Source organism: Providencia sp., assembly GCF_052096715.1.
Taxonomy (GTDB): domain Bacteria; phylum Pseudomonadota; class Gammaproteobacteria; order Enterobacterales; family Enterobacteriaceae; genus Providencia.
This window is the reverse complement of sequence record NZ_JBQDNB010000005.1, coordinates 83,787-109,564: the sequence shown is the minus strand read 5'-3', so window position 1 is coordinate 109,564 and position 25,778 is coordinate 83,787. Positions and strand designations below refer to the sequence as shown.

25 protein-coding genes are annotated in these 25,778 nt (G+C 41.3%); 16 read left to right on the top strand and 9 right to left on the bottom strand.

Features of this window, described 5'->3' with window-relative positions:
• Positions 1 to 52: 52 nt before the first annotated feature.
• From ACTH6U_RS06175 to ACTH6U_RS06155, 5 genes are all read right to left on the bottom strand, one after another.
• Positions 53 to 811 (bottom strand): DeoR/GlpR family transcriptional regulator, encoded by a 759-nt coding sequence (locus tag ACTH6U_RS06175; RefSeq protein ID WP_294107091.1) that lies wholly within the window; start codon positions 809 to 811, stop codon positions 53 to 55.
• A 29-nt stretch (positions 812 to 840) separates the two neighbouring features.
• Positions 841 to 1,689: a rhomboid family intramembrane serine protease GlpG gene (gene glpG / locus ACTH6U_RS06170; RefSeq protein WP_441831819.1), complete on the bottom strand. Its 849-nt coding sequence runs from the start codon at positions 1,687 to 1,689 to the stop codon at positions 841 to 843.
• Between the two features lie 16 nt (positions 1,690 to 1,705).
• The gene (gene glpE, locus ACTH6U_RS06165) at positions 1,706 to 2,029 is read right to left on the bottom strand and encodes a thiosulfate sulfurtransferase GlpE (RefSeq protein ID WP_434720322.1); all 324 of its coding nucleotides are present in this window, start codon (positions 2,027 to 2,029) and stop codon (positions 1,706 to 1,708) included.
• A gap of 101 nt (positions 2,030 to 2,130) precedes the next feature.
• Positions 2,131 to 2,709, bottom strand: a complete 579-nt coding sequence (gene nfuA, locus ACTH6U_RS06160; RefSeq protein WP_294107094.1) for a Fe-S biogenesis protein NfuA — start codon at positions 2,707 to 2,709, stop codon at positions 2,131 to 2,133.
• 63 nt (positions 2,710 to 2,772) lie between these two features.
• Complete coding sequence (locus ACTH6U_RS06155; protein WP_294107185.1) at positions 2,773 to 3,465, bottom strand: DNA utilization protein GntX; 693 nt, start codon at positions 3,463 to 3,465, stop codon at positions 2,773 to 2,775.
• 56 nt (positions 3,466 to 3,521) lie between these two features.
• Between ACTH6U_RS06155 and bioH the strand changes: the two genes are divergently transcribed.
• Complete coding sequence (bioH, locus tag ACTH6U_RS06150) at positions 3,522 to 4,301, top strand: pimeloyl-ACP methyl ester esterase BioH (RefSeq protein WP_441831818.1); 780 nt, start codon at positions 3,522 to 3,524, stop codon at positions 4,299 to 4,301.
• 16 nt (positions 4,302 to 4,317) lie between these two features.
• On the opposite strand, the gene ACTH6U_RS06145 is transcribed toward bioH, so the two are convergent.
• The 4 genes from ACTH6U_RS06145 to ACTH6U_RS06130 all read right to left on the bottom strand — a co-directional run bounded on the left by ACTH6U_RS06145 (position 4,318) and on the right by ACTH6U_RS06130 (position 9,894).
• Entirely contained in the window at positions 4,318 to 4,551 is a 234-nt protein-coding gene (locus ACTH6U_RS06145; protein ID WP_336430711.1) for a FeoC-like transcriptional regulator, read from the bottom strand.
• 11 nt (positions 4,552 to 4,562) lie between these two features.
• Entirely contained in the window at positions 4,563 to 6,881 is a 2,319-nt protein-coding gene (feoB, locus tag ACTH6U_RS06140; protein ID WP_441829589.1) for a Fe(2+) transporter permease subunit FeoB, read from the bottom strand.
• Between the two features lie 84 nt (positions 6,882 to 6,965).
• The gene (feoA, locus tag ACTH6U_RS06135; protein ID WP_294107098.1) at positions 6,966 to 7,196 is read right to left on the bottom strand and encodes a ferrous iron transporter A; all 231 of its coding nucleotides are present in this window, start codon (positions 7,194 to 7,196) and stop codon (positions 6,966 to 6,968) included.
• A gap of 367 nt (positions 7,197 to 7,563) precedes the next feature.
• Positions 7,564 to 9,894, bottom strand: coding sequence for a Tex family protein (locus tag ACTH6U_RS06130; RefSeq protein ID WP_294107099.1), 2,331 nt, complete (start codon positions 9,892 to 9,894; stop codon positions 7,564 to 7,566).
• 170 nt (positions 9,895 to 10,064) lie between these two features.
• On the opposite strand from ACTH6U_RS06130, the gene greB reads away from it, so the two are divergent.
• The 15 genes from greB (at position 10,065) to hemN (ending at position 25,617) form a co-directional block, all read left to right on the top strand.
• Positions 10,065 to 10,550: a transcription elongation factor GreB gene (greB, locus tag ACTH6U_RS06125; RefSeq protein ID WP_441831817.1), complete on the top strand. Its 486-nt coding sequence runs from the start codon at positions 10,065 to 10,067 to the stop codon at positions 10,548 to 10,550.
• A 117-nt stretch (positions 10,551 to 10,667) separates the two neighbouring features.
• A complete protein-coding gene (gene ompR / locus ACTH6U_RS06120; protein WP_336430715.1) occupies positions 10,668 to 11,387 on the top strand; it encodes an osmolarity response regulator transcription factor OmpR in 720 nt (239 codons plus the stop codon).
• The gene (gene envZ, locus ACTH6U_RS06115) at positions 11,384 to 12,715 is read left to right on the top strand and encodes a two-component system sensor histidine kinase EnvZ (protein ID WP_336430716.1); all 1,332 of its coding nucleotides are present in this window, start codon (positions 11,384 to 11,386) and stop codon (positions 12,713 to 12,715) included. Before ompR ends, envZ begins: the two co-directional genes overlap by 4 nt.
• Before the next feature lie 200 nt (positions 12,716 to 12,915).
• Positions 12,916 to 13,728 carry a hypothetical protein gene (locus ACTH6U_RS06110; protein ID WP_441831816.1) on the top strand — a complete coding sequence of 271 codons (813 nt, stop codon included), beginning with the start codon at positions 12,916 to 12,918 and terminating at the stop codon, positions 13,726 to 13,728.
• 328 nt (positions 13,729 to 14,056) lie between these two features.
• Positions 14,057 to 15,100 (top strand): phosphate ABC transporter substrate-binding protein PstS, encoded by a 1,044-nt coding sequence (gene pstS / locus ACTH6U_RS06105; RefSeq protein WP_294107103.1) that lies wholly within the window; start codon positions 14,057 to 14,059, stop codon positions 15,098 to 15,100.
• A gap of 195 nt (positions 15,101 to 15,295) precedes the next feature.
• Complete coding sequence (gene pstC / locus ACTH6U_RS06100) at positions 15,296 to 16,252, top strand: phosphate ABC transporter permease PstC (RefSeq protein WP_294107187.1); 957 nt, start codon at positions 15,296 to 15,298, stop codon at positions 16,250 to 16,252.
• A 1-nt stretch (position 16,253) separates the two neighbouring features.
• Positions 16,254 to 17,135: a phosphate ABC transporter permease PstA gene (pstA, locus tag ACTH6U_RS06095; RefSeq protein ID WP_294107104.1), complete on the top strand. Its 882-nt coding sequence runs from the start codon at positions 16,254 to 16,256 to the stop codon at positions 17,133 to 17,135.
• Between the two features lie 37 nt (positions 17,136 to 17,172).
• Positions 17,173 to 17,949, top strand: coding sequence for a phosphate ABC transporter ATP-binding protein PstB (pstB, locus tag ACTH6U_RS06090; RefSeq protein ID WP_336430717.1), 777 nt, complete (start codon positions 17,173 to 17,175; stop codon positions 17,947 to 17,949).
• Between the two features lie 13 nt (positions 17,950 to 17,962).
• A complete protein-coding gene (gene phoU, locus ACTH6U_RS06085) occupies positions 17,963 to 18,676 on the top strand; it encodes a phosphate signaling complex protein PhoU (protein WP_294107106.1) in 714 nt (237 codons plus the stop codon).
• A 526-nt stretch (positions 18,677 to 19,202) separates the two neighbouring features.
• Positions 19,203 to 20,042, top strand: coding sequence for an ABC transporter substrate-binding protein (locus ACTH6U_RS06080; RefSeq protein ID WP_294107107.1), 840 nt, complete (start codon positions 19,203 to 19,205; stop codon positions 20,040 to 20,042).
• Positions 20,043 to 20,228: 186 nt separating this feature from the next.
• Entirely contained in the window at positions 20,229 to 20,981 is a 753-nt protein-coding gene (locus ACTH6U_RS06075; protein WP_294107108.1) for an amino acid ABC transporter permease, read from the top strand.
• A gap of 1 nt (position 20,982) precedes the next feature.
• Positions 20,983 to 21,735: an amino acid ABC transporter permease gene (locus ACTH6U_RS06070; RefSeq protein ID WP_336430718.1), complete on the top strand. Its 753-nt coding sequence runs from the start codon at positions 20,983 to 20,985 to the stop codon at positions 21,733 to 21,735.
• A gap of 186 nt (positions 21,736 to 21,921) precedes the next feature.
• Positions 21,922 to 23,256 (top strand): NCS2 family permease, encoded by a 1,335-nt coding sequence (locus ACTH6U_RS06065; RefSeq protein WP_294107110.1) that lies wholly within the window; start codon positions 21,922 to 21,924, stop codon positions 23,254 to 23,256.
• A gap of 200 nt (positions 23,257 to 23,456) precedes the next feature.
• The gene (gene yihI / locus ACTH6U_RS06060; protein WP_441831815.1) at positions 23,457 to 23,975 is read left to right on the top strand and encodes a Der GTPase-activating protein YihI; all 519 of its coding nucleotides are present in this window, start codon (positions 23,457 to 23,459) and stop codon (positions 23,973 to 23,975) included.
• A gap of 268 nt (positions 23,976 to 24,243) precedes the next feature.
• Positions 24,244 to 25,617: an oxygen-independent coproporphyrinogen III oxidase gene (gene hemN, locus ACTH6U_RS06055; RefSeq protein WP_441831814.1), complete on the top strand. Its 1,374-nt coding sequence runs from the start codon at positions 24,244 to 24,246 to the stop codon at positions 25,615 to 25,617.
• Positions 25,618 to 25,778: the final 161 nt, after the last annotated feature.

The following is a 25,778-nucleotide window of genomic DNA, read 5'->3' as shown; positions in this document are numbered from 1 at the left end:
GAATATAATAAAGAATGATGGCAGCGTGGCTACCATCATGGAAGGCTATTTTTTAACACAGTTCGAGCTGAACGTTATGTTGTTCAATCACTTTGAGAATACTGTCAGGTGGTTGTTGGTCAGTAAATAAATAATCAATTAGGTTCATATTACCGAGGTTTACCATGGCATTACGGCCAAATTTTGAATGGTCGGTAACTAACATTACGCAACGCGAGTTTTCAATAATGGCGCGTTTGGTGCGAACTTCATGATAATCAAACTCTAATAATGAGCCATCCATATCAATACCACTGATACCTAGAATGCCGTAATCGAGCCTGAATTGGGAGATAAAATCGAGGGTTGCTTCACCGACAATACCGCCATCTCGTGAACGGACTTCGCCACCCGCGAGAATTAAACGAAAATCTTCTTTTTGCATCAGTAGAGTAGCGACATTGAGGTTGTTGGTCACAACTCGCAAATTTTTATGATTCACTAAAGCATGGGCGACCGCTTCGGGCGTTGTTCCGATATCAATAAATAAAGTCGCACCATCAGGAATTTGGCTAGCCACATGTTGTGCAATCCGCGCTTTTTCGTCTGACCACATGATTTTACGGTCATTATAAGCTGCATTCACCGAGCTTGAGGGCAGTGCTGCGCCACCGTGATGTCGTTGGATTTTATTCTGTTCAGCGAGATCGTTGAGGTCTCGACGAATTGTTTGAGGGCTGACCTCAAAATGTTCGACAAGTTCTTCAGTACTGACATATCCCTGAAGACGCACAAGTTCAATAATTGCATCATGTCTCTGGGTTTGTTTCACAGCGTTAGCCTCTAATTATTAAAATAATTTTATTTGGAGCTCTGGTGTTTAAAACTGTGCCTATTATCCCATACTCCCATCAATAAACCGATAATTAACCCTGAAGTATGTGCGGCATTGGCAATATGCATACCTAAAATATCGAAATAACCGAAAAAGAGCCAGACAATTGAGAAGATCATCAATCCACGAGGTACACCAATTCCCAGTTCAGGTCGGCGCTCACCCGTTAGCCAAACGTAGCTGACAAGGGCATAAACCACACCGGATAATCCGCCAAAGTTATTTTCACTAAACAGTGATTGTCCCCAATTACTAAACAATGCAGAGACTAATAAAATGGTGAACAGCTTACCACTACCGAGTTTGCGTTCAACTTGGCCGGCGAGAAACCACCAGAGTGCAAGATTGAAACCGATATGTGAAATTGAAAAGTGAACAACAGCAGGGCTAAACCAACGCCATAATTCAGTTTGTTGATCGCCTATAGGCCAAGCTAAATAGCGCAAAACTTCCCGAGCATCAGTCATGACGACCCACAGATAAACCACAACGGATAACAGAATAACGGCTATCGTTAATGGGCCTGATTGCTCTTTTAAATAACGGAGGGTGAGGTAGTTGCGATATTGGAATTGCGCATCCGTATTACCGGTTTGCCAACTTGCGGCGAGATAACGGGGATGATTCGGATCTTGCAAAAATACATCAAGTTCATGGCGAACTTGTGAAAGATGCTGCTCATCGTCTAACCAAAGTTCAAACTGTTGCTGCTGTTCGGATGATGGCTGTATTCGCAGATGAATATTTTGACTAGCCATATAGTCAACGAATGCTTGCGCCATTCTTGGGTTAGCAAAAGAAGTGATATGGGTCATGAATGCGATTTCTCGTTTAGAGAGCCGTAACGGCTTGTGGATATTCCCTTAACCATGCTTCGAATCCGCCACTGATACTATAAACAGATTCAAAACCAATATTAATCAGGTATTGTGCAGCGCCTTGGCTACTGTGCCCGTGGTAACACATGACCATAACCGGTTGTTCATAATCAGTTTGTTCTAAAAACGCAGTGATTGATTCATTGGTTAGGTGATAAGCGCCACTTGCATGGCCAGCACGAAAACTTTGTGGATCGCGTACATCCACAAGTACAGCGGTCTTGTTTAACCAGTGCTGATGAGCCTGTTCAGGTGTTATTATCTCAAAATGATCCATAAAATACCGAATTGTAAGGGCAAACTCTTGCGAATACAGGAAAGCTGGCACCCGTTAATCATGCTCGGGTGCCAAATAAAAATAAATCTAGTCTTTGGGATCTAGTAGAACGAGTGGTCGCCACGTTGATGTTCGGTCAAGTCTTTAACGCCTTTTAGCTCGCCTTCGAACATTTTAAGTAACTCTTTTTCGATGCCTTCTTTTAAGGTGACATCGACCATGGAGCAACCATTACAACCACCACCAAATTGCAGGATAGCAAAACCATCATCAGTGATTTCCATTAGGGAAACACGACCACCATGACCCGCTAACTGAGGGTTAATTTGTGATTGTAAAACATATTCAACGCGCTCAATTAATGAGGCATCGTCAGAAACTTTACGCATTTTAGCGTTAGGCGCTTTGAGCGTTAGTTGTGAACCTAGTTGGTCAGTGACGAAGTCAATTTCAGCATCATCCAAAAATGGTGCGCTAATTTCATCAACATAGGCTGAGATTTTTTCGAACTTGAGTTCTTTATCAGTCGCTTCAACTGCACCTGGTGGGCAATAAGATACGCCACATTCAGCAGTTGGTGTGCCTGGGTTAATGACAAATACTCGGATCTGGGTGTTTGGCTCTTGATTTTCCAACAACTTGGCAAAATGAGCCTGTGCTGCTTCTGTAATATTAATCATAATCATTTGCTCAATAATAGTTGACTGCTTTCGTTGGTTATAATACGCCCATTTACCTCTTTCCTACAAGGTGCGACACAAGGACCACGCATCAACAGTATGCGCTCCAGCACAAATCAGCAATTGTGCGGCAGTATTCATCGTGGCACCGGTGGTAATGACATCATCGATGATAGCAATGTGTAACCCTGAAACTGTAGTGGTTAGCGTAAATGCACCTTTTAGGTTGCTTAGGCGGTATTCCCGTTCTAATGTTATCTGAGCCAGTGTATCACGAGTGCGCGTTAATGAATTTCCCGAATAAGGGATATTGAGCCATGTGGACAATTTTTCACCAATTAGTGCCATATGATCGAATCCACGTTGCCATAATCGATGTGGATGCATTGGGATAGAGACGAGCAAATCGGGTTTTTTCCATTGATTTTGACGATAGCCCATTAGCCAAAAAAGTAAAAAAATTCTCGCAATAACAAAGGCTAACTGAGGCTGTTTATTAAATTTATAGCGATGAATGAGTTTTCTTAACGGCGCTTGGTAGGGGCTAACAGTGATTAATTGTTGCCATGCAGGAGGTTGCTTTAAGCAACGTCCACATGCTAATAATTGCTCATCATGAGGCTCATAAGGCAATGCACAGCGTGGGCAACATTGTGGCATTAAGGGGATACTTTTTAAACAAAAGCTACAGACGCCCTGACATGGTAATTTTAATGGTTGTTGGCATAGCCAACAGTTCCCTTCTATTGTTAGCATAGATATTGTTATCATAGATATAGTTGGCTGATTCCGAATTAAAAGAGAGTGTAACCATGACAACGCTATATTGGCAGACCGTCGGCGAAGGAAAACAAGATCTTGTGCTGCTACACGGATGGGGACTGAATGCGCAAGTTTGGCAAACGATAATTCCGCGAATCACTTCCCATTTTCGCATTCATTTGGTTGACTTGCCGGGTTATGGTCGTAGTCATGATTTCGCACCAATGAATGTACAGTCAATGGCGGATACGGTGTGGGAATTAGCGCCTAAAAATGCAATGTGGTTAGGATGGTCATTAGGTGGATTAGTCGCTAGCCGCATTGCTCTGGATCACCAACAAGAAATTAAAGGCCTAATTTCTGTGGCATCTTCCCCTTGTTTCAAGGCGAATGAAAGTGGCTGGCCGGGGATTAAACCTGAGGTCTTGCTTGGCTTCGAACATCAATTATCTGCTGACTTTCATCGTACAGTTGAACGTTTTTTAGCTTTGCAAACTTTAGGCACTGAAAGTGCACGTAATGACGCTAGATTGCTAAAATCAGTTGTTTTGGAACAACCAATGCCAACGGTTGAGGTGTTAAACGCGGGTCTTGAATCACTGCGCACAGAAGATTTACGAGATGAATTGAAAAATTTATATGTGCCTTTTTTGCGCATTTACGGTTACTTAGATGGTTTAGTACCACGTAAGGTCGCGACGTTATTAGATAAAATGTACCCGGACTCTCCTTCTATCGTGATGCGTAATAGTGCTCATGCTCCATTTATTTCCCATCCTGATGAGTTCTGTGAATATTTATTAGATTTTCAGTGTCGTTTGGTAGAGTAGATAACTAAAATTTGAATCACTTAATTTTATACACAAAATGCGCACAATCTTGACTCTCAGGGCAGCCTTTGCAGCTGACCCCTGTTAAACATGCACTGACATCGACCTTTTCTATTTTGTCTAAACTAACTAATTTTTCCGCCATTGCTTTAATCAGTGGGGCTGGCGTATGCAATTGTTCACTGAGTAATTCGAGGTCAGCTTGCCCATATAAAGCAATTAAGTCTCTCACTTGAAGCAGGCTGACCATCATATTTTCCTTTAGTGACAAGCACTACTTGAGCAATCAGAACACTGTTTCGCTGTTTTAGTTTGCAGATTGAGGGTTACTCGGCTACGCATACGACGTAGGAGAACAAACAACACAATGTTAAACAGAACAACGGCTGCAATGGTAATTAAACTACTTTGTGGATGCTCACTAAATGTTGCGATTTGATAGAATAAAGCTGAAAGGCTATAGGCAACGTTGAGTCCCCAAAGAATAGAGAACATCATCCAACTTTTATTGGTTTCGCGAGCAATCGCACCCATCACCGACACGCAAGGCACATACAGCAAGACGAAAATCAGATAGCTATAAGCTGCAATACCAGAGCCAAATTTAGCCGCCATGGTGCCCATTGAACCGGATTCCATTTCACCATCCCCTTTACTCGCTTCGATAGGGTTGGATAGCGCGCTTAGTGTAAATGTATTTTTCAAACTATCCCAAGTTTCAGAAACGGCATCTTCTAATTCTTCGAGTAAATTAAATGATGCGGCATCGAAAGGTTCCGCAGTAATCGCTTCTGCGGTATACAGTGTATTCAAGGTACCGACCACCACTTCTTTCGCCATTGCACCCGTGATCAACCCAACCGTTGCTTGCCAGTTATCAGCGTGAACACCAATGGGTTGAAGAACCGGAGTAATCACTTTACTTACGGAAGCAAGGGCGGAATCATTAATGCTATCAACAGGTTTACCTGAAAATGAAAAGCTATTGAGCGCGCCAATAAAAATACTGGCAACTACGATGACTTTACCTGCGCGGATCACAAAGCCTTTTAAACGCTGCCAAGTTTGAATCAATAACGTTTTGAGGTGAGGGACATGATAAACCGGCAATTCCATCACAAACGGTGATGCTTCGCCGCGCATGAGCGTATGTTTTAATAACAACCCAGTCAAAATAGCGACCACAATACCGAGAAGGTATAAAGAAAAAACTATACTGGCACCATTTTTACCAAAGAAAGCGGCAGCGAATACAGCGAAAATAGCGAGTCGTGCACCACATGACATAAAGGGTGCCATTAATACTGTAATCAGTCTTTCCCGTGGAGCATCGAGTGTACGGGCACCCATAATTGATGGGACGTTACAACCAAATCCCACAATCAAAGGCACAAAAGATTTACCCGGTAAGCCCAGTGCTTGCATGAGCCTATCCATCACAAAAGCAGCACGAGCCATATAACCTGAATCTTCTAATAACGATAAGAATAGGTACATCATCCCGATTTGCGGCACTAATGGGAGAACTGTATTGATACCACCACCGACCCCTTGAGCGAGGAAAATGGTTAGCCATTCAGGGAAGTTAAAATAGGCACCAGTCCATTGAATACCGTGAATAAATATCGCCTCGGATGCACCTTCAAAGAAAGGTTGTAATGCGCCACCAATATTGATGGCTAAGACAAACATCAGGTACATCACGAATAAGAAAACAGGCACGCCAAGCCAACGATTCAGAATGTATTTATCAAGTGATTGAGTGAGTTTGTTGGGTTCAGCGGCACTATTATTAATTGCAGCATTACAAATTGTGGCGATAGATTGATAACGTGCATCCGCAATTAATAATTCAGGTTCTTCATGTAGATGTTCATTTAAGCGTAAGCGAATATCGGCAAGCTGCGTTTCTGAAATATTGGCTCGCTGACGACTATAGATATCGCCTTCTAATATTTGTAAGGATAACCAGCGGCGTTGTTGTTGGCTAAATTGTTGTGCTGAAATTTGTTCTGATAATGAATCGACAGCATCTAATAATTGAGGGGGATATTGGACTAACGCTTGTAGGCTATTTTGTGGTTGGCTATCGATAGCTTTTTTCAGCTTATCAATACCAGTTGCACGGGTGGATACCATTGGAATAACTGGGCAACCAAGTTGTTTTTCTAATTTTTCAATATCGATATCAATATGTTGGCTTTGCGCAATATCCAACATATTCAGCGCAACAATACAAGGTACGCCTAATTCAACTAATTGCAGCGTTAAGTAGAGATTTCGCTCTAAGTTAGAGGCATCAACGACGTTAATTAGCATATCGGCTTCGCCGCTCAAAATGAAATAACAGGCAATCTGTTCATCAAGAGAGGTTTGTTCCGAAATGGTGGTCAGTGAATAGGTGCCAGGAAGATCAACTAGCTCTATTTTATGATCCGCGGTATGGAAGCGGCCAACTTTTCGTTCGACAGTGACACCTGCCCAGTTACCTACCCGTTGGCGCGAACCGGTAAGCTGATTAAAGAGTGTTGTTTTACCGGCGTTGGGATTGCCGATTAGGCCGATAGTGAGTGGTTTCATAGTGTTTGCCAATAAATGTATTTGCCAGTGGAGAGTCTTGCCAATAGTTACAATAAGAATCTTATCGAGACCGATGACTTATTTTTACGCAGTTGGTGTTTCGTCTAGATTCAATAATGCTAAATCTTTTTTACGTAAAACTAAGCTGACTCGATGGGTTTCTATTTGAACAGGGTCACCAAAAGGTGCGACACGAACCACCTTAAATATGGACCCCGGCAATAAGCCAAGGGAAAGTAATTTTTGTCTATAAGCGGGGCTTATCTCTGGTGAGAAACCAAGTATTTTATAACTGCAATGAGGAAGTATAGCCATGTTGCCTTCCAATAATTTTAATGAATAACAATATTGATAATTATTATTAAAATAATAGATGCTTCCGTGATAAATGCGACGAAAAACAAAAATTAATCTAATTAACAATGATAATCATAATCATCTGCCTTTTGTTATATTTAGCCTCTTTTTTCGTCAATTTGGCTTGATATGGATCAACGAAGCGTTGAGTTGACAGTGTTTTGTTGGCGACGATGAGTTTAAGGCGTGAGTAAATATACGGAGTTAGATTTAAACAAAAGATGAGTTTTATTAATTTAATTTGTAATTGAATATATTGAAAACTAAACGCTTAATTAATAATCGACCCCATAACTATCATGTTATGGAGCCGATTAATGGATTTTTAACGTTTTTTGCCGAGTGCTGCCGCCAATGCATCACTCATGGCGCTATTGCCGGATGATGCTGAGTTTTGGCGAGATTGGCCTCTAGGCGCAGGTGCTTTACGTGTGTTTTTTTCTTGGGCTGGACTCGCATTGCGAGGCGCACTATTTGTGTCCCCAGGTTGTTCGTCTAAACGCATTGTCAGTGCAATACGTTTACGTGGAATATCCACATCGACCACTTTAACTTTGACGATTTCCCCTGTCTTGACGACTTTATGCGGATCTTCAACATAGCTATTGGATAGGGATGAGATGTGTACCAGTCCATCTTGGTGAACGCCGATGTCCACAAATGCCCCGAAGTTAGTGACGTTAGTTACCGTCCCTTCTAAGATCATTCCCGGAGTAAGGTCATTCATGGTTTCGACACCATCGGCAAAGGTTGCCGTTTTAAATTCAGGGCGAGGGTCACGGCCTGGTTTTTCAAGTTCTTTAATAATGTCAGTCACGGTCGGTACACCAAATTGCTCAGTGGTGAATTCACGCGGGCTTAAGCCGTTTAATACTTGTGAGTTACCCATGATTTCTTTTAGTGGCTGGCGGACGACTTCCAGAATTTTTTCCACGATAGGATAGGCTTCAGGGTGGACGGTTGATGCATCCAACGGATTGTTCCCATTGGTGATCCGCAAGAAACCGGCGCATTGTTCAAACGCTTTGGGGCCAAGACGCGCAACTTTTAACAGCTGTTTTCTATCAGCAAATTGGCCATTTTCATCACGCCAATCCACGACATTTTGCGCGATCATTTTACTCAAGCCTGCAACGCGAGTCAGTAGTGGAACTGATGCGGTATTAAGATCAACACCGACTGAGTTTACGCAGTCTTCAACCACTACATCAAGCTTACGCGCTAATTGTGTTTGGCTTACATCATGCTGATATTGGCCTACACCAATTGATTTCGGATCGATTTTAACCAGTTCTGCGAGAGGGTCTTGCAAGCGACGGGCAATAGATACTGCGCCACGTAAGGTCACATCAAGATTTGGAAACTCTAAAGCCGCTAATTCTGATGCCGAGTAAACGGATGCGCCAGCTTCGCTGACAATCACTTTCTGTGCAGTGACACCCGGATACTGATTTTGTACCTCAGCAAAGAAGCGTTCGGTTTCTCTTGATGCTGTCCCGTTACCGATAGCAACAAGCTCAACTTGGTGTTTTTGACACAGCTCTGCCACAATTGTGGCTGATTTTGCTGCTTGTCCAGTATGTGGATAAATTGTATCTGTCGCGATAACTTTACCGGTTGCATCGACAACGGCAACTTTAACACCTGTACGCAAACCTGGATCTAGCCCCATTGTTGCGCGCATACCAGCAGGCGCTGCCATTAGTAAGTCATTGAGATTACGGGCGAAGACATTAATGGCTTCTTCTTCTGCTTTCTCACGCAGTACACTCATGATCTCAGTTTCTAAATGCAGCAACACCTTAACACGCCATGTCCAGCTCACGACGGCCTTACGCCATTGGTCAGCAGGGGCATTATTTAAACGTAGGTCAAGGTGGCGAGTAATAATTTCTTCACAGTAACTTTCTTTTGGTGGCTCCTCAAATTGCGGGTCACAGTTGAGCGAAAGCTGCAAAATTCCTTCATTTCGGCCACGAAACATGGCGAGTGCGCGGTGGGATGGAACTTGGGAAACGGGTTCTTGATGCTTAAAATAGTCGCTAAATTTAACGCCTTCTGTTTGTTTGCCATCAGCAACAACAGAAACTAAGTGGGCATTTTTCCATAAATAGTCACGAACTTTAGCTAAAAGTGATGCATCTTCGGCGAAACGCTCCATTAAAATGTATCTTGCACCATCTAAAGCCGCTTTGATATCTGCTACACCGTTGTCTGCATTAATAAAGGTTTGGGCGAGTGTATCAGGTGATTGACTCGGGTCACTCCAAAGCGTATCGGCTAAAGGCTCTAATCCAGCTTCAATGGCAATCTGGCCACGGGTACGGCGCTTAGGTTTGAAGGGTAAATAAAGGTCTTCAAGCTCAGTTTTATTTAAAGTGGTATTAATCGCATTACTGAGCTCAGGCGTGAGTTTACCTTGTTCTTCAATTGATTTAAGAATGGTTTGCTTACGATCGTTGAGTTCTCTTAGGTATCCTAAACGGCTCTCAAGCTGGCGAAGCTGAGTATCGTCCAACCCGCCGGTAACCTCTTTACGATAACGCGAAATAAACGGGACGGTATTACCTTCATCAAGCAGTGTGATGGCAGAAAATACTTGTTTAGGTTGGGTATGCAGCTCAGCTGCAATGATTTGGCTTAGAGTTTCATTCATGTCGTGTTTAAATACCTACTTCAAAGAACGGAAAAAAAATCAATGGCACTGTTATACTTGGTGGTAGAGAGAATTTCCAGAATGAATTTAATTCTATTGGTATGAAAGTCGCAGATTATTTTGTATAAAATATTATAATTAACGGATCAACTTATACATATTTGAAGGTTATGGCGAAAAGTCTATTAATTACACGTGATGGCTGGGATGCCCTTGATAAAGAATTAAAATATCTTTGGAAAGAAGAGCGCCCCATTGTGACTCAGTCTGTCACTGAAGCGGCTGCTCAAGGCGATCGTTCAGAAAATGCGGAATACATTTATGGTAAAAAAAGGCTGCGAGAAATTGATAGACGTGTGCGTTTTTTATCCAAAAGGCTGGACCAACTCAGGATTATTGAACCCGACCCTCGCCAAGAGGGGCGTGTGTTTTTTGGTGCATGGGTTAAACTAGAAGATGAAAATGAAAATATCAGAATATTCCGGTTAGTGGGTGCGGATGAGTTTGATCCAGCCAAACAATGGATTTCGATAGATTCTCCTGTAGCACGAGCCCTGATAGGCAAACAAGTGAATGATGAAATCACTGTTAGCACACCAGGTGGACAAGTTACCTATTTTGTTCTAGAAATAAGCTATAAGCCACTAACCGCATGAAGTGTAAAATGATTCATTAAATCTTAGGTTAATGGTAAATTAGTGAGCATAAATATTATATATGTTCACATTCAATAGAAAAATAATTCTAAAGATGCACATCTTGAGGGCTACACAATGCAGGAAAGTTATAAGGTTCTTGTCGTCGATGATGACATGCGTTTACGTGCACTGCTGGAGCGTTACCTTTCTGAGCAAGGGTTTCAGGTAAGAAGTGCTGCGAATGCAGAACAAATGGATAGGATTTTGACTCGAGAATCCATTCATTTGATCGTATTAGACTTGATGTTACCAGGCGAAGATGGATTATCTATTTGCCGTCGCTTACGCAGCCAAAACAACCCAATTCCTATCATTATGGTAACGGCTAAGGGTGAAGAAGTTGACCGTATCGTTGGTTTAGAAATCGGTGCGGATGACTATATACCTAAGCCTTTCAACCCTCGTGAATTATTGGCTCGAATTCGAGCAGTACTACGCCGTCAAGCAAATGAATTACCGGGTGCGCCATCTCAGGATGATGCTGTCATTACGTTCGGTAAATTTAAACTGAATCTTGGTACTCGTGAAATGTTCCAAGGTGAAGAAAACATGCCGTTGACGAGCGGTGAATTTGCGGTCTTAAAAGTCTTGGTTTCTTACCCAAGAGAGCCATTATCTCGTGATAAACTGATGAGCTTAGCGCGAGGCCGTGAATATAGTGCTATGGAACGTTCTATCGACGTTCAAATCTCTCGTTTACGCCGTATGGTTGAGGAAGATCCTGCGCATCCTCGCTATATTCAAACCGTTTGGGGTTTGGGCTACGTGTTTGTTCCGGATGGTAGTAAAGCATGAAGCGATTGAGGTTCTCACGACGTAGCACATTTTCTCGCTCGTTGTTTTTATTTGTTGCTTTATTGTTTGCTAGTCTTGTGACCAGCTATATGGTCGTGTTGAATTTTGTTGTCATGCCTAGCTTACAACAATTCAATAAAGTGCTGGCTTACGAAGTAAGAACATTAATGACAGAGAAAATGGTTCTACAAGATGGAACCTCAGTTCGAGTATCTCCAGCTTTACGCAAGAAAATCTATAATGAATTAGGTATTACTTTTTATGCACATTCAGCCGCGATGGAAGAAGGATTGAATTGGGCAAAAGAATATGATTTTCTGAGTAAAAATATGTCGGAATATCTCGGCGGCAAAGCAAGTGTCCATCTTGAGCTTGGTCGTGAGTACCCGATTTTATGGCTGACGTCTTATCTTGCACCCGATATTTGGGTGCGAGTGCCTTTGACTGAGATCGGTCAAAATCAATTCTCCCTCGTTTTTCGCTATACGCTGACTATTTTCCTTACCATTTTTGCGGGTGTTTGGTTGTATATCCGTTATCAAAATAAACCACTGCTTGAATTGGAATACCATGCGGGCGAGGTGGGTAAAGGGGCAAGTTTACCCCCAATGCAGGAAAAAGGTGCCGCAGAGGTTAGGGCTGCAATTCGTTCATTTAATCATATGGCTACCGGTATTAAAACACTGGAAAATGACCGAACTGTATTAATGGCAGGGGTTAGCCATGATTTAAGAACGCCATTGACACGTATTCGTCTCGCCACAGAAATGATGAGTCCAGAAGATAATTATTTGGCAGAATCGATAAATAAAGATATTGAAGAGTGTGACGCGATTATTGGTCAGTTCATGTCTTACCTGAAAACAGGGCAAGAGATGGAAATGGAGTTCTGCGACCTGAACGCTATTTTAATGGAAGCAGTCACGTCTGAAATGAGCGTTGTTGGTGAAATTGAAACTTCACTTGAATCTGGCTCGATGATGGTTAATGGTAATCCATTAGCGATTAAGCGTGCGATTACCAATATGATAGTCAATGCTTATCGTTATGGTAACGGTTGGATTAAGGTCAGTAGCGGCAAAAATGAAGACTCTGTTTGGTTCCAAGTCGAAGATGATGGCATAGGGATCAAAGAAGAAGATATCCAACGCTTATTTCAGCCTTTTGTACAAGGTGAAAAAGCTCGTAGTAATACAGGAACAGGCTTGGGACTTGCCATTATTCGCCGTATAGTTGATGCTCACGAAGGAAACATTGAAATTCATAAAAGTGAACGCGGTGGATTTGCTATTCGCGCACTCCTACCATTGAAAGAGAAAGAAGAATAATTTAAAAAAAGCAGTTAGTTAAATCTAGCTGCACCTATCGATTTGCTCAATAGTCGTTATCCTCCAATTGTATTCATTCCTAGTTATTCATTCGGTAAAAATAAATATTTATCCTATAAATAATACAATCGTTATCTGAAAGATCTGATGATTGAGTTACTTAGATAATAGCGGTCAATCAAATCATTAGGATCAATATTATGTCGATTATTAATAATTTAGCTAGAGCCATTAAAAAGTCTCAAAATGTAACAGTATTAAGCACCCTTCCATTAGATAGTGAAAAAAAAGTCGCCTTGGTAAAAATGAACAAGGTGATTAATGTTCAAGATGTTTTTAGTTTAAGAACTGAAAAAAAATCGAAAAAAGTGACTTGGAGTGATCAGCATACTGAGGTAGTGGGCATTTCACCCAAAAAACAGGTTGAATCGAAGTTATCTTCAACGCCACCTCCGCCGCCAATGCCTTTATCTCTATCACTACTTTCACCAATTTTGAGGTTATCCCAAGATACTACCTTAGAGAGACCGGAAGGAAAGCGCACTATGGTAAGTCAATCGTCAAAAGGTAAAATTGCTCCAGGTTTATTTGAAGAAATGGCTAAACTTCAAATGTTTAAAGATGCAGGAAAAAAATGTAATAAGCCTGAGTATGCGGCTAAAGCGTTAACCGAAGATGTCATCGTATCTTTAAAATCAAAAAAATTAGCCCCTGCGCCTGAAAGAAAGAAAGGATCGATTGTTTTTTCTGCGAAAAGTTTAGAAGAGAGTCCTATGTTTAAACAAATTAGGGATAAATATATAAAAGCAGAGTTGGTCGAAGCAAAACGGACTAAAAACTCGCAGGTAAAACCAATTTTTTCTTCAAAAGAACAAATGGTCATTAATGCAAAAATAGAAACTGAAAAACAAGTAAAGAAAAAAGTCGAAACTGTAACAAAGGATATGATAAGCGAGCTTTCAAGCAAGATAACTGCTCCTAGCCTGCATAAAACAGGTATTAAATTATGGTAACGTAATGCTTATTCTATTTATCACTAAAATAAACTCGCTAATGTGAGTTTATTTTTTATAAAAAAAACATTTTTAAATTTTTTATGACAATGTGTCATTTTTTTTATAGCGTATATCCATTCCTTTATTTTCATATAACTATTTGGTTTTATTGTTATCTTTATTATGTATCGCTGTTTTTTTTCGCTATAAATACATTGAAAAAATCAACTGTCATAAAACTGTCATAAATATGACATGTTGCTGCAACCAAATTATCTTATTTTCCCTATCGTGACATTCACCCACAATTTAATACTTGATTGTTTCTTACATCCCCGGAGGGATTATGAAAATGATGCGTACCACCCTAACAAGCGTAATGGCAGCAACTTTATCTTTGACTGCAATGTCTTCTTTTGCTGCTACTAACCTGACGGGAGCTGGTGCTACATTCCCTGCTCCGGTTTATGCGAAGTGGGCTGACTCTTATCAGAAAGAAACAGGTAATAAAGTGAACTATCAGGGGATCGGTTCTTCTGGTGGCGTTAAACAAATTAATGCAAAAACCGTTGATTTTGGTGCATCAGATGCGCCATTGACGGATGAAAAATTAAAAGAAGATGGTTTATTCCAATTCCCTACCGTGATTGGTGGCGTGGTTCTTGCTGTAAACGTAAAAGGCATTGAATCAGGTCAATTGACCCTCGATGGTAAAACACTTGGTGATATTTATCTCGGCAAAATCACCAAATGGAATGACCCAGCAATCGTTAAATTAAACCCAAGCGTTAGCCTGCCGGATCAAACAATTGCGGTTGTTAGACGTTCAGATGGTTCAGGTACAACTTTCGTATTCACTAGCTACTTAGCGAAGGTAAGTGCAAGCTGGAAAGAAGAGATTGGCGCTGGTTCGACTGTTAACTGGTCAAAAACAAGTGTTGGCGGTAAAGGTAACGATGGCGTAGCCGCCTTTGTTCAACGTTTACCAGGCTCAATCGGTTATGTTGAATATGCTTACGCAAAACAAAATAATCTTGCGTATACTAAGCTTATCTCAGCAGATGGCGAAGCTGTATCACCAACAGGTGCAAGTTTTAGCGCAGCAGCGAAAAAAGTTGACTGGTCTAAATCATTTGCTCAAGACCTCACTAACCGTGACGGTGCGAATGCATGGCCAATTACGTCAACGACATTTATTTTAGTTCACAAAGAACAAGCTAATGCAGAGAAAGGTAAAGCGGTCCTCGATTTCTTCAACTGGGCCTATGATAAAGGCGGCAAACAAGCAGAAGCACTCGACTATGCAGTTTTACCACCTGAAGTCGTAACAGCCGTTCGTGCAGCATGGAAAACAGAAGTTAAAGATAGCCAAGGTAAATCACTGTTCTAAAGTGAGCCTCGGGTTGGCAGTGGCAGGTGGGTGCTGAGGAATAGCATCCACTTTCTATATCCATCATATTTCGAGTTGTTTGGATGTTAGCTTCACTTGCTACCGACATACAGCTCGAATTATTTTGCATATAAACGTCATGAAAATTGTAAATCCTACTGATGATATCGTAGGTGTGAAATGAGAACAAAGCGCATGGCCGAAAAAACAACGGCATTTAAAGCCCCTAGCAAATCAGGTGATGTAATTTTTAGTGCGCTAGTAAAGATGGCTGCACTAATCACTCTGTTAATGCTTGGCGGTATTATTATTTCCCTTATTTTTGCATCTTGGCCGAGTATGCAGAAATTTGGGTTTTCGTTTTTATGGACAAAAGAGTGGGATGCGCCAGCGGAGCAGTTCGGTGCACTTGTGCCTATCTACGGCACCATAGTGACATCACTCATTGCGCTTATCATTGCGGTACCGGTTAGTTTTGGTATTGCCCTGTTTCTAACTGAACTTGCCCCTAACTGGTTAAAGCGCCCATTAGGTATCGCTATTGAGCTTCTGGCTGCAATTCCAAGTATCGTTTACGGTATGTGGGGACTCTTTGTGTTTGCCCCTCTATTTGCTGAATACTTCCAAGAACCTGTCGGCAATGTGATGTCGACTATTCCGATTGTAGGCGAATTATTCACAGGCCCTGCTTTTGGTATTGGTATTTTAGCTGCGGGAATTATCCTCGCTATTATGATCATTCCTTATATTGCCTCCGTAATGCGTGACGTGTTTGAGCAAACACCGGTCATGATGAAAGAATCTGCATACGGTATCGGCTGTACCACATGGGAAGTTATTTGGAACATCGTGTTGCCGTACACCCGAAATGGAGTGATAGGCGGTGTGATGTTAGGCCTTGGGCGTGCACTGGGTGAAACCATGGCGGTTACTTTTGTAATTGGTAATACCTACCAGTTGGATAGCCTTTCATTATTTATGCCGGGCAACAGTATTACCTCTGCGTTGGCGAATGAATTTGCTGAAGCTGAAAGTGGCGTGCATACCGCGGCATTGATGGAGCTTGGATTAATCCTGTTTGTCATTACATTCATTGTGTTAGCAATATCCAAATTGATGGTGATGCGTCTTGCTAAGAGCGAGGGCCGTTAGTATGTCAATCTCTCAGCCAATGGTTGTAAATCAAAAAGAACGTACTCGTCGCCAAGCATGGCGTCGTCAAATTAACCGCATGGCGTTATTTATCTCCATGCTAGCAATGGCTTTCGGTCTGTTTTGGTTAGTGTGGATTTTATTTTCGACAGTAACTAAAGGGATTGATGGAATGTCCATTAATCTATTTACCGAAATGACGCCTCCCCCAAACACACCGGGTGGTGGACTTGCAAATGCTATTGTCGGTAGTGGATTATTAATTTTATGGGCAACAGTCATTGGCACACCGCTCGGTATTCTTGCGGGTATTTATTTAGCTGAATATGGTCGTAAATCATGGCTTGCCTCAGTAACTCGTTTTATTAATGACATTTTGTTATCAGCCCCTTCTATTGTGGTTGGACTGTTCGTTTACACCATTGTGGTGGCTCAAATGCAGCACTTCTCTGGTTGGGCGGGTGTTATTGCATTGGCGTTATTGCAAATTCCGATCGTTATCCGTACTACTGAAAACATGTTGAAGTTAGTACCGGATAGTCTGCGTGAAGCTGCATATGCGCTAGGTACGCCAAAATGGAAAATGATTTTATCGATTACGTTAAAAGCATCTGTATCCGGGATTATTACGGGGATTTTGCTAGCAATCGCACGTATTGCGGGAGAAACCGCACCGCTACTGTTTACTTCACTGTCTAATCAGTTCTGGAGTACAGATATGAGCGAACCGATTGCTAACTTACCTGTGACTATTTTTAAATTCGCGATGAGTCCATTCTCAGAATGGCAGCATTTAGCATGGGCAGGGGTGCTTCTTATCACCTTATGCGTTTTGTTAATTAATATCATTGCACGCGTTGTGTTTGCACAGAAAAAACACTAGCCCCGGATTGAACAGAGATTTATAGAGAGAAGTAGCCATGATCAAAGCAAACGAAATTGAAAATTGTAAGATTCAAGTACGTGACCTTAACTTTTACTATGGAAAGTTTCAGGCACTGAAAAATATCTCATTAGATATTGAAAAGAATAAAGTCACCGCCTTCATTGGCCCGTCAGGTTGCGGTAAATCCACACTGCTGCGTACGTTCAATAAAATGTACGAGTTATACGGTGAGCAGCGTGCAGAAGGGCAAATTTTACTGGATGGTCAAAATATTCTGACTGATAAACAAGACATTGCATTATTGCGTGCGCAGGTTGGTATGGTATTCCAAAAGCCAACGCCATTTCCAATGTCTATTTACGATAACATTGCTTTTGGTGTTCGCTTATTTGAGAAATTGTCTCGTGTTGATATGGACGAGCGTGTGCAATGGGCGCTAACGAAAGCTGCGTTGTGGAACGAAACCAAAGATAAGTTACACCAAAGTGGTTATAGCTTATCAGGTGGTCAGCAACAACGTTTATGTATTGCGCGTGGTATTGCCATTCGCCCTGAGGTTTTATTGCTTGATGAGCCTTGCTCAGCGCTTGACCCAATTTCAACGGGTCGAATCGAAGAATTAATTAGCGAATTAAAATCAGAATACACTGTTGTCATCGTGACCCACAATATGCAACAAGCAGCACGTTGTTCTGATTACACTGCATTTATGTATCTTGGTGAATTGATTGAGTTTAATCACACTGACAAAATGTTTACTACCCCAGAAATGAAACAAACTGAAGATTATATTACTGGCCGCTACGGTTGATATGGAGCCGACGATGGATACGCTGAATCACAATAAACATATATCTGGGCAGTTCAATGCTGAACTGGAACATATCCATACTGAGTTGATGACGATGGGAGGGTTGGTCGAAGAACAACTCACCAAAGCTATCACGGCAATGCATAATCAGGATGAAGCCTTAGCGCGTGAAGTTATCGAAAACGATCACAAAGTCAATATGATGGAAGTGTCTATCGATGAAGAATGCATCAAAATCATTGCTAAGCGCCAGCCCACAGCGAGCGACTTGCGTTTGATTATGGCGATTTCAAAAACTATTGCCGAGCTAGAAAGAATTGGTGATGTTGCTGATAAAATTTGCCAGACAGCATTGGAAAAATTCTCACATCAACATCAACCCTTGTTGATTAGTTTAGAGTCATTAGGGCGTCACACGATACAAATGCTTCATGATGTACTAGATGCATTTGCACGTATGGATGTGGAAGAGGCTGTACGCATTTATCGTGAAGATGAAAAAGTTGACCAAGAATACGAAGGTATTGTTCGCCAGCTCATGACTTACATGATGGAAGACCCACGCACCATCCCAAGTGTTTTGACTGCGCTATTTTGTGCGCGCTCTATTGAGCGTATTGGTGACCGTTGCCAAAATATTTGTGAGTTTATTTTTTATTATGTCAAAGGGCAGGATTTCCGCCATGTGGGTGGGGATAATTTAGAGAAGATGCTAACGAGTAAATAACTCATCATACTTTGAGCCGCAGCGGTGTTGGCTTCATTCACTAACCCTAGTCACATACTTGTGTATGCTTCTAGGGCTTAGTTTCATTTGCCGCCTTGCCACATCGCGAATTATTTAAAGTATTGAATACTTGTTATATTTCGTACTATAGCGGTGTTGGCTTCATTCACTAACCCTAGTCACATACTTATGTATGTTTCTAGGGCTTAGTTTCATACTGCTAAATTATTTAAAGCATGAGTAATGCAATTTTTTTGAAAAACGTTGAAGCTCCCCATGCTTTGAGCTGTAACTGCGTTTTTTAGAGTATTAGTCACTTATTCAATGATTCGTTTTCTTCTCGCTCAATAAGCGATCTATATGGTGTAAGCCATATTTAGGGCACCCAGTGGGTTTTGCCCTTTTTTTATTATCTTTGTTATTCCATTTAGTTATAAATATATTATCTAATATTATTTCCAGTGCTAAGCATTAATTGATAGCTTGTGATGGTCGATTTACAAAAACTTACCGTCTGAGGTGTTCAATGAAAGCTCGTATTCTTACTACCGTATTACTTACAGGTCTGGCGCTGACAGCGAATATCGCGAGTGCGGACAAATTAGATGATATTAAAAAGGCGGGAGTTGTTCGTATTTCTGTTTTTGATAGTAATCCTCCGTTTGGGTTTATTGACCCACAAACGAAAAAATTAGCAGGTTATGATATTGATATTGCCCAGGCAGTCGCTGATGATTTAGGTGTTAAATTAGAATTGCGTCCAACGAACCCTGCAAACCGTATTCCTCTGCTAAGCTCAGGCAAAGTTGACTTGATTGGTGCTAACTTCACCATCACTGATGAGCGTGCAAAACAGGTTGATTTTACTATCCCTGATTTTGCGACAGGCCAAAAATTTATCGCACGTAAAGGTGTTTTGAAAACGCCAGATGATATCAAACCACTGCGTATTGGCGCTGACAAAGGCACCGTACAGGAAGTGACTTTGCGTGAGCGTTTCCCTGATACTAAAGTCATTTCCTATGATGACACCCCGCAAGCCTTCGCAGCACTACGTAATGGTAACGTACAAGCTATCACTCAGGATGATGCGAAATTAGTTGGTTTGCTTGGTAATTTACCCGAAAAGGTAAAAGTAGATTTCGAAATCTCACCATTTAGTCTGACAAAAGAGTATCAAGCGCTGGCAACAAACAAAGGTGAAGATCGTTTGGTGGAAAGCGTAAATCAAACTCTGTTGAAATTGGAAAAAGAGGGTAAAGCGCAAGTAATTTATGACCGTTGGTTTGGTCCAGAAACGAAAGCCGCACAGCCTCGTGGTGATTTTAAATTTGCACCATTGAGCCAACAACAGCCTCAGTCATAATCAATCAACAGAATGTTTCATTCACTTAATGCAAGTTGATGTGACACATTGAGACGAAAGGTTAGATAAATAGATACCCCGCAAATGTCGCGGGGTTCTTGATTATACAGGCCATACTGTAAGTTGCATGGGTGTTAGCATCTTAAAGTATTAAGTGTATTGGTGTGAAAGAAGTAGGTATTTATTATGTTTGAGAAATTTTTTAGCGATGACTTTTGGTCTGCAAACTTACTGGCACCCCAATACCTTGAGTGGTTTGGCTATGGATTTTTACTCACAGTCTGGATCTCAGTTTGTACTATCATTGCTTCTACGCTATTAGGTTTCATCGTTGCATCTGCAAAGGATAGCCAAATAGCCCCGCTACGTTGGTTAGTGACGCTCTATATTTCCATTTTTCGTAACACACCTTTGCTCGTGCAGTTGTTTTTTTGGTATTTTGCTTCAGGTGAGATTTTGCCATCGTCGGCGATGGAGTGGCTGAATACGCCTCATACGGTGACATTACTGGGGATGACTCTTGGTTGGCCATCGTTTGAATTTTTAGCTGGATTTGTGGGTTTAACCCTATATACCGTACCTTTCATTGCAGAAGAAGTGCGCGCGGGTATTCGTGGTGTACGCCAAGGGCAAAAATATGCGGCTTTTGCTTTAGGGCTAACATCTTGGCAAGCGATGAAATTAGTCGTTCTACCACAAGCCGTAAAAATTGCCATGCCACCGCTGCTTGGCCAATATATGAATGTGGTGAAAAATTCATCACTGACAATGGCGATTGGCGTCGCTGAGCTTTCATACGTTTCTCGCCAAGTCGATAGTCAAACACTGAAAACCTTCACCGCCTTTGGCGTTGCGACGGTGCTATATATTGCCATTATCGCATTGATGGAAGCTTGGGGTCAGTGGCGTCAACAGCGTAATTTAGCGCAAGGGGTATAAAATGGACTTTTCAGTTATCGAGCAAAATTGGCAATACCTACTTTTTGGTGCTTACCCTGATGGCCCACTAGAAGGGGCAGCTTTGACGCTGGTTATTAGCATACTTGCTGGTGGCGCATCTATCATTTTAGGTACTTTAGCCGGTATCGCATTGGCAATGTTACGCGGCTTTTGGATGAATGTTTTCGCGGCTATTCTTGGCTTTTTCCGCGCTATTCCCGTTATTATGCTGATCTTCTGGACCTATTTCTTGTTACCCATTTTACTGGGAACGGAGATCCCCGGTATCACAACTGTCGTTTGTGCGCTGGCATTGATCACCTCTGCTTATTTAGCCCATGCAGTGAAAGCAGGAATATTGGCGATAGGTAAAGGGCAATGGCAAGCGGGTATGTCATTAGGGCTTAATCGCTGGCAATCGCTGTTCTATATTGTTTTACCACAGGCCTTACGCATGATGGTGCCGTCGTTTATCAACCAATGGATAGCATTAATTAAAGATACTTCTTTAGCTTATATTGTCGGGGTAGCGGAACTATCATTTTTGGCAACACAAGTTAATAACCGTGAAATGGTTTATCCTCTTGAAGTATTCCTATTTGTTGCCTTTATCTATTTTGTCATGTGTTTGAGCATTGAAATTGCAGCGAATGTGATTGCAAAGAAATTGAGTAACCAAAATGTACCACATAAGTTAGCAGCGAAACGTAAACTCCTGTTTTGGCGTAGACAAAAACTGCTCGCGTTATCCTGATTATCTTAAAATAGCGGCGTGATCGTCGCTATCTCATTCAAAAATTTATCTTTAGTTGATTATTCAAATTCATCACGTTGTATCAGTAAGTTAGGGTTTTTTTGGTCTTAAAGTTCACGCAATCGTTTTTTTTTCTCAATTTTAACGGTAGTATGAGTCGAAAAAAACTTTTTTTAGGCGCATCTAATGAGTAATCAATCTTCTGGCTCGACATCACAACAGAGCTTGTTTCAGCGTGTTTTTAAGCTACAAGAACACGGCACGACGGCGAAAACAGAGGTCGTTGCAGGCTGTACGACTTTCCTGACGATGGTATATATCGTATTTGTTAACCCACAAATTTTGTCTATTGCTGGCATGGATATCAAAGCGGTCTTTGTTACCACTTGCTTAATTGCGGCGATAGGTAGCATCTTTATGGGGATATTGGCTAATTTGCCTATTGCAGTCGCACCTGCGATGGGATTGAATGCCTTCTTCGCTTTTGTGGTTGTTGGCGCTATGGGCTACTCATGGGAAGTGGCGATGGGGGCTGTATTTTGGGGTGCCGTCGGTTTATTTATCCTCACTTTATTTCGTATTCGTTATTGGATTATTGCTAATATTCCTCTGAGTTTGCGTGTCGGTATTACCAGTGGTATTGGTTTGTTTATTGCCATGATGGGGTTGAAAAACTCCGGTATTATCGTGGCTAACCCAGATACTTTAGTATCTATCGGTAATTTAACGCATCACAATGTTTGGTTGGGCGCACTCGGCTTTTTTATTATTGCCATCTTAGCCGCTCGTAATATCCATGCTGCGGTATTGGTTTCTATTGCGGTGACAACGCTGATTGGTTTAGCGCTTGGCGATGTGAAATTTAGTGGTATTTTTTCTATGCCGCCAAGTATCACTAGTGTTGTTGGGCAAGTTGATTTTAGTGGCTCATTTGATCTCGCACTCTCCGGTGTTATTTTTTCCTTCATGTTAGTTAACCTGTTTGATTCCTCTGGCACAATGATTGGTGTAACGGATAAAGCGGGGATTACTAATGAACGCGGTACTTTCCCTCGCATGAAGCAGGCATTATATGTTGATAGTTTAAGCTCCGTTGCGGGTTCAGCAATGGGAACGTCATCCGTTACCGCTTATATTGAAAGCTCATCAGGTGTTTCTGTTGGCGGTCGTACCGGACTGACTGCGGTCGTTGTCGGCATTTTGTTCTTATTGACCATGTTTATATCACCACTAGCCGGTATGGTTCCTGCTTATGCAACCGCAGGTGCGTTGATTTATGTTGGTGTGCTGATGACATCAAGCCTAACTCGCGTGAAGTGGGATGATTTGACTGAATCTGTTCCTGCATTTATTACCGCAGTGATGATGCCATTTAGCTTCTCAATTACCGAAGGTATCGCTTTAGGCTTTATTGCTTACTGTGCCATGAAAATTGGTACTGGCCGTTGGCGTGATCTTGGTTTGTGTGTTGTTTTAGTGGCTATTTTATTTTTATTGAAAATGATACTGGTCGACGCTTAATTACCTCCTTTATTTAACGGCCTCAAATTCTGGGGCCGTTTTTCCCATTAGGGCAAAATCGCGCTATAATCAATCATGTACTGTTATGAGTTATCAAGCGGATAAAAAAAATCTACTTTAATTGCAAAGCAGTGCTTTCGCCGCTTGAGGGATTCTGCTAGATTCCGCAGCAGAAACTGACTTTATCAAGGTATCAGACCATGAACTCACCAAAAACACCAACAAGTAAAACTAAGAAAAAATACCGCAAAACGACCGCTGAAATGAATGCTGAAGGTCGTGAACGTAAGCACGATAAAAAGCATCGTGGTAACAAATCTGGTAGCCGTAACCAAGATAAACCTGCAAATGGTCAAAATAACGGTCAAAATAATGTGGTAGACCCACGTTTAGGCAGTAAAAAACCAGTAGCTTTGATTCTCGATGGAAATCAACCCAAGGCAGCTCCGGTTGTGGCAAAACAGCCAATCGTTAAAGAAAAACTCGCGCCTGAAAAAGAGTTAGAGATGTTAGAAAGCGATGATCGCTTAGACGGCCTTTTAGCTCGTTTAGAAGATGGTGAAACGATAACTGAAAAAGAGCAAAAATATATTGATACTTGCTTAGATCGTATCGATGAGCTGATGAAGCAGTTAGGTATTGAGTTTAGCGATGAAGAAGAAAACGAAGAGGAAGAAGATAAATTAGATGACATTATGCGCATCTTAAAAAGTAAATAATCCTCACTTAATGTTTCCTCTCGTTTTACACGAGGGGAAATAATGCCTATTTTTCCCCTAAACTACTTTTCTTTGATGTTACATCAAGTCTCTTTTTCATAACAATACTATACTCGTCATACTTAAAGTTGCGGTGTTGTCGCCTAGCTGCCTTTTGAATTATTTAGAGTATATAATCTACTCACGTATAAATATCGCCTAATAAAAAATCTAAATAAGGCGCAATCCAAAGTTTGGTTTTGAGCTATTGGTCAATTGAGGAATGTTAATGTCAGAGCAAAATATCGTTTGGGATCTTTCTCTCATCCAAAAATATAATTATTCAGGGCCACGCTATACATCGTATCCAACGGCTTTAGAATTTAATCAAGAATATGATGAGAAAGCGTTTATTAGTGCGACAGAGCGCTATCCCGAGCGCCCATTATCTCTTTATGTGCATATTCCTTTTTGTCATAAGCTTTGCTATTTCTGCGGTTGTAATAAATTGGTGACTCGGCAAAAACATAAAGCTGATGAATATTTAAAAGTGATAGAAAAGGAAATTATTCAGCGAGCCGCATTATTGAAAAATCGTACCGTCAGCCAAATGCATTGGGGCGGAGGTACACCAACCTATCTAGATAAAACGCAAGTCAGTCATTTAGTCGCTTTGTTAAAAACACATTTCCATTTTGCTGATGATGTGGAAATGTCGATTGAAATCGACCCTCGTGAAATTGAATTAGACATGATTGACCATTTACGTCATGAAGGGTTTAATCGTTTAAGCATGGGTGTGCAGGACTTTAATAAAGAAGTACAACGTCTCGTCAACCGCGAACAAGATGAAGACTTTATTTTTGCTTTAATCAAGCGAGCAAAAGAAACCGGTTTTACCTCTACAAGTATTGATTTGATTTATGGTTTACCGAAACAAACACCAGAAAGTTTTGCTTTTACACTGCAGAAAGTCGCGGAATTATCGCCAGATCGCTTAAGTGTATTTAATTATGCACATTTACCAAATCTATTTGCTGCACAGCGCAAAATTAAAGATGAAGATTTACCTTCCGCAGAGCAAAAACTCGATATTTTGCAAGAAACTATCGTGACACTAACCTCCGATGGTTATCAGTTTATTGGAATGGATCACTTTGCACGCCCACAAGATGAGCTAGCGATTGCACAGCGTGAAGGAATATTACATCGTAATTTCCAAGGCTATACTACCCAAGGGGATTGTGATTTATTAGGTTTAGGTGTCTCAGCCATCAGTATGTTGGGTGATAACTACGCGCAAAACCAAAAAGATTTAAAAACGTATTATGCACAGGTAGAACAACAAGGTCAGGCACTCTGGCGTGGATTAGCATTGACACATGATGATTGCATCCGTCGTGATGTGATTAAGTTGTTGATTTGTAATTTCCAACTTAATTTTTCACAGGTCGAAGAGATGTATCCTATCGATTTTAAAGTTTATTTTGCAGAGGATTTAGAACTGTTAAAACCGATGGCAGATGATGGATTAATTGAATTGAGCGAAGCAGGTATTAAAGTAACCCCACAAGGGCGTTTATTGATCCGCAATATTTGTATGTGTTTTGATGTTTATCTGAGGAGTCAGATGAGGCAGCGGCAGTTTTCACGCGTTATTTAAGGCTCGTCATATTTTGAACTGTAGCGGTGTTGGCTATGCTGACTAAAGATTAGTTTCATTTGCCGCCTTGCTACAGTCCAAACTATTTAGAGCATGATAATCAAAGAATCAAAGAATCAAAGAATCAAAGAATCAAAGAATCAAAGAATCAAAGAATCAAA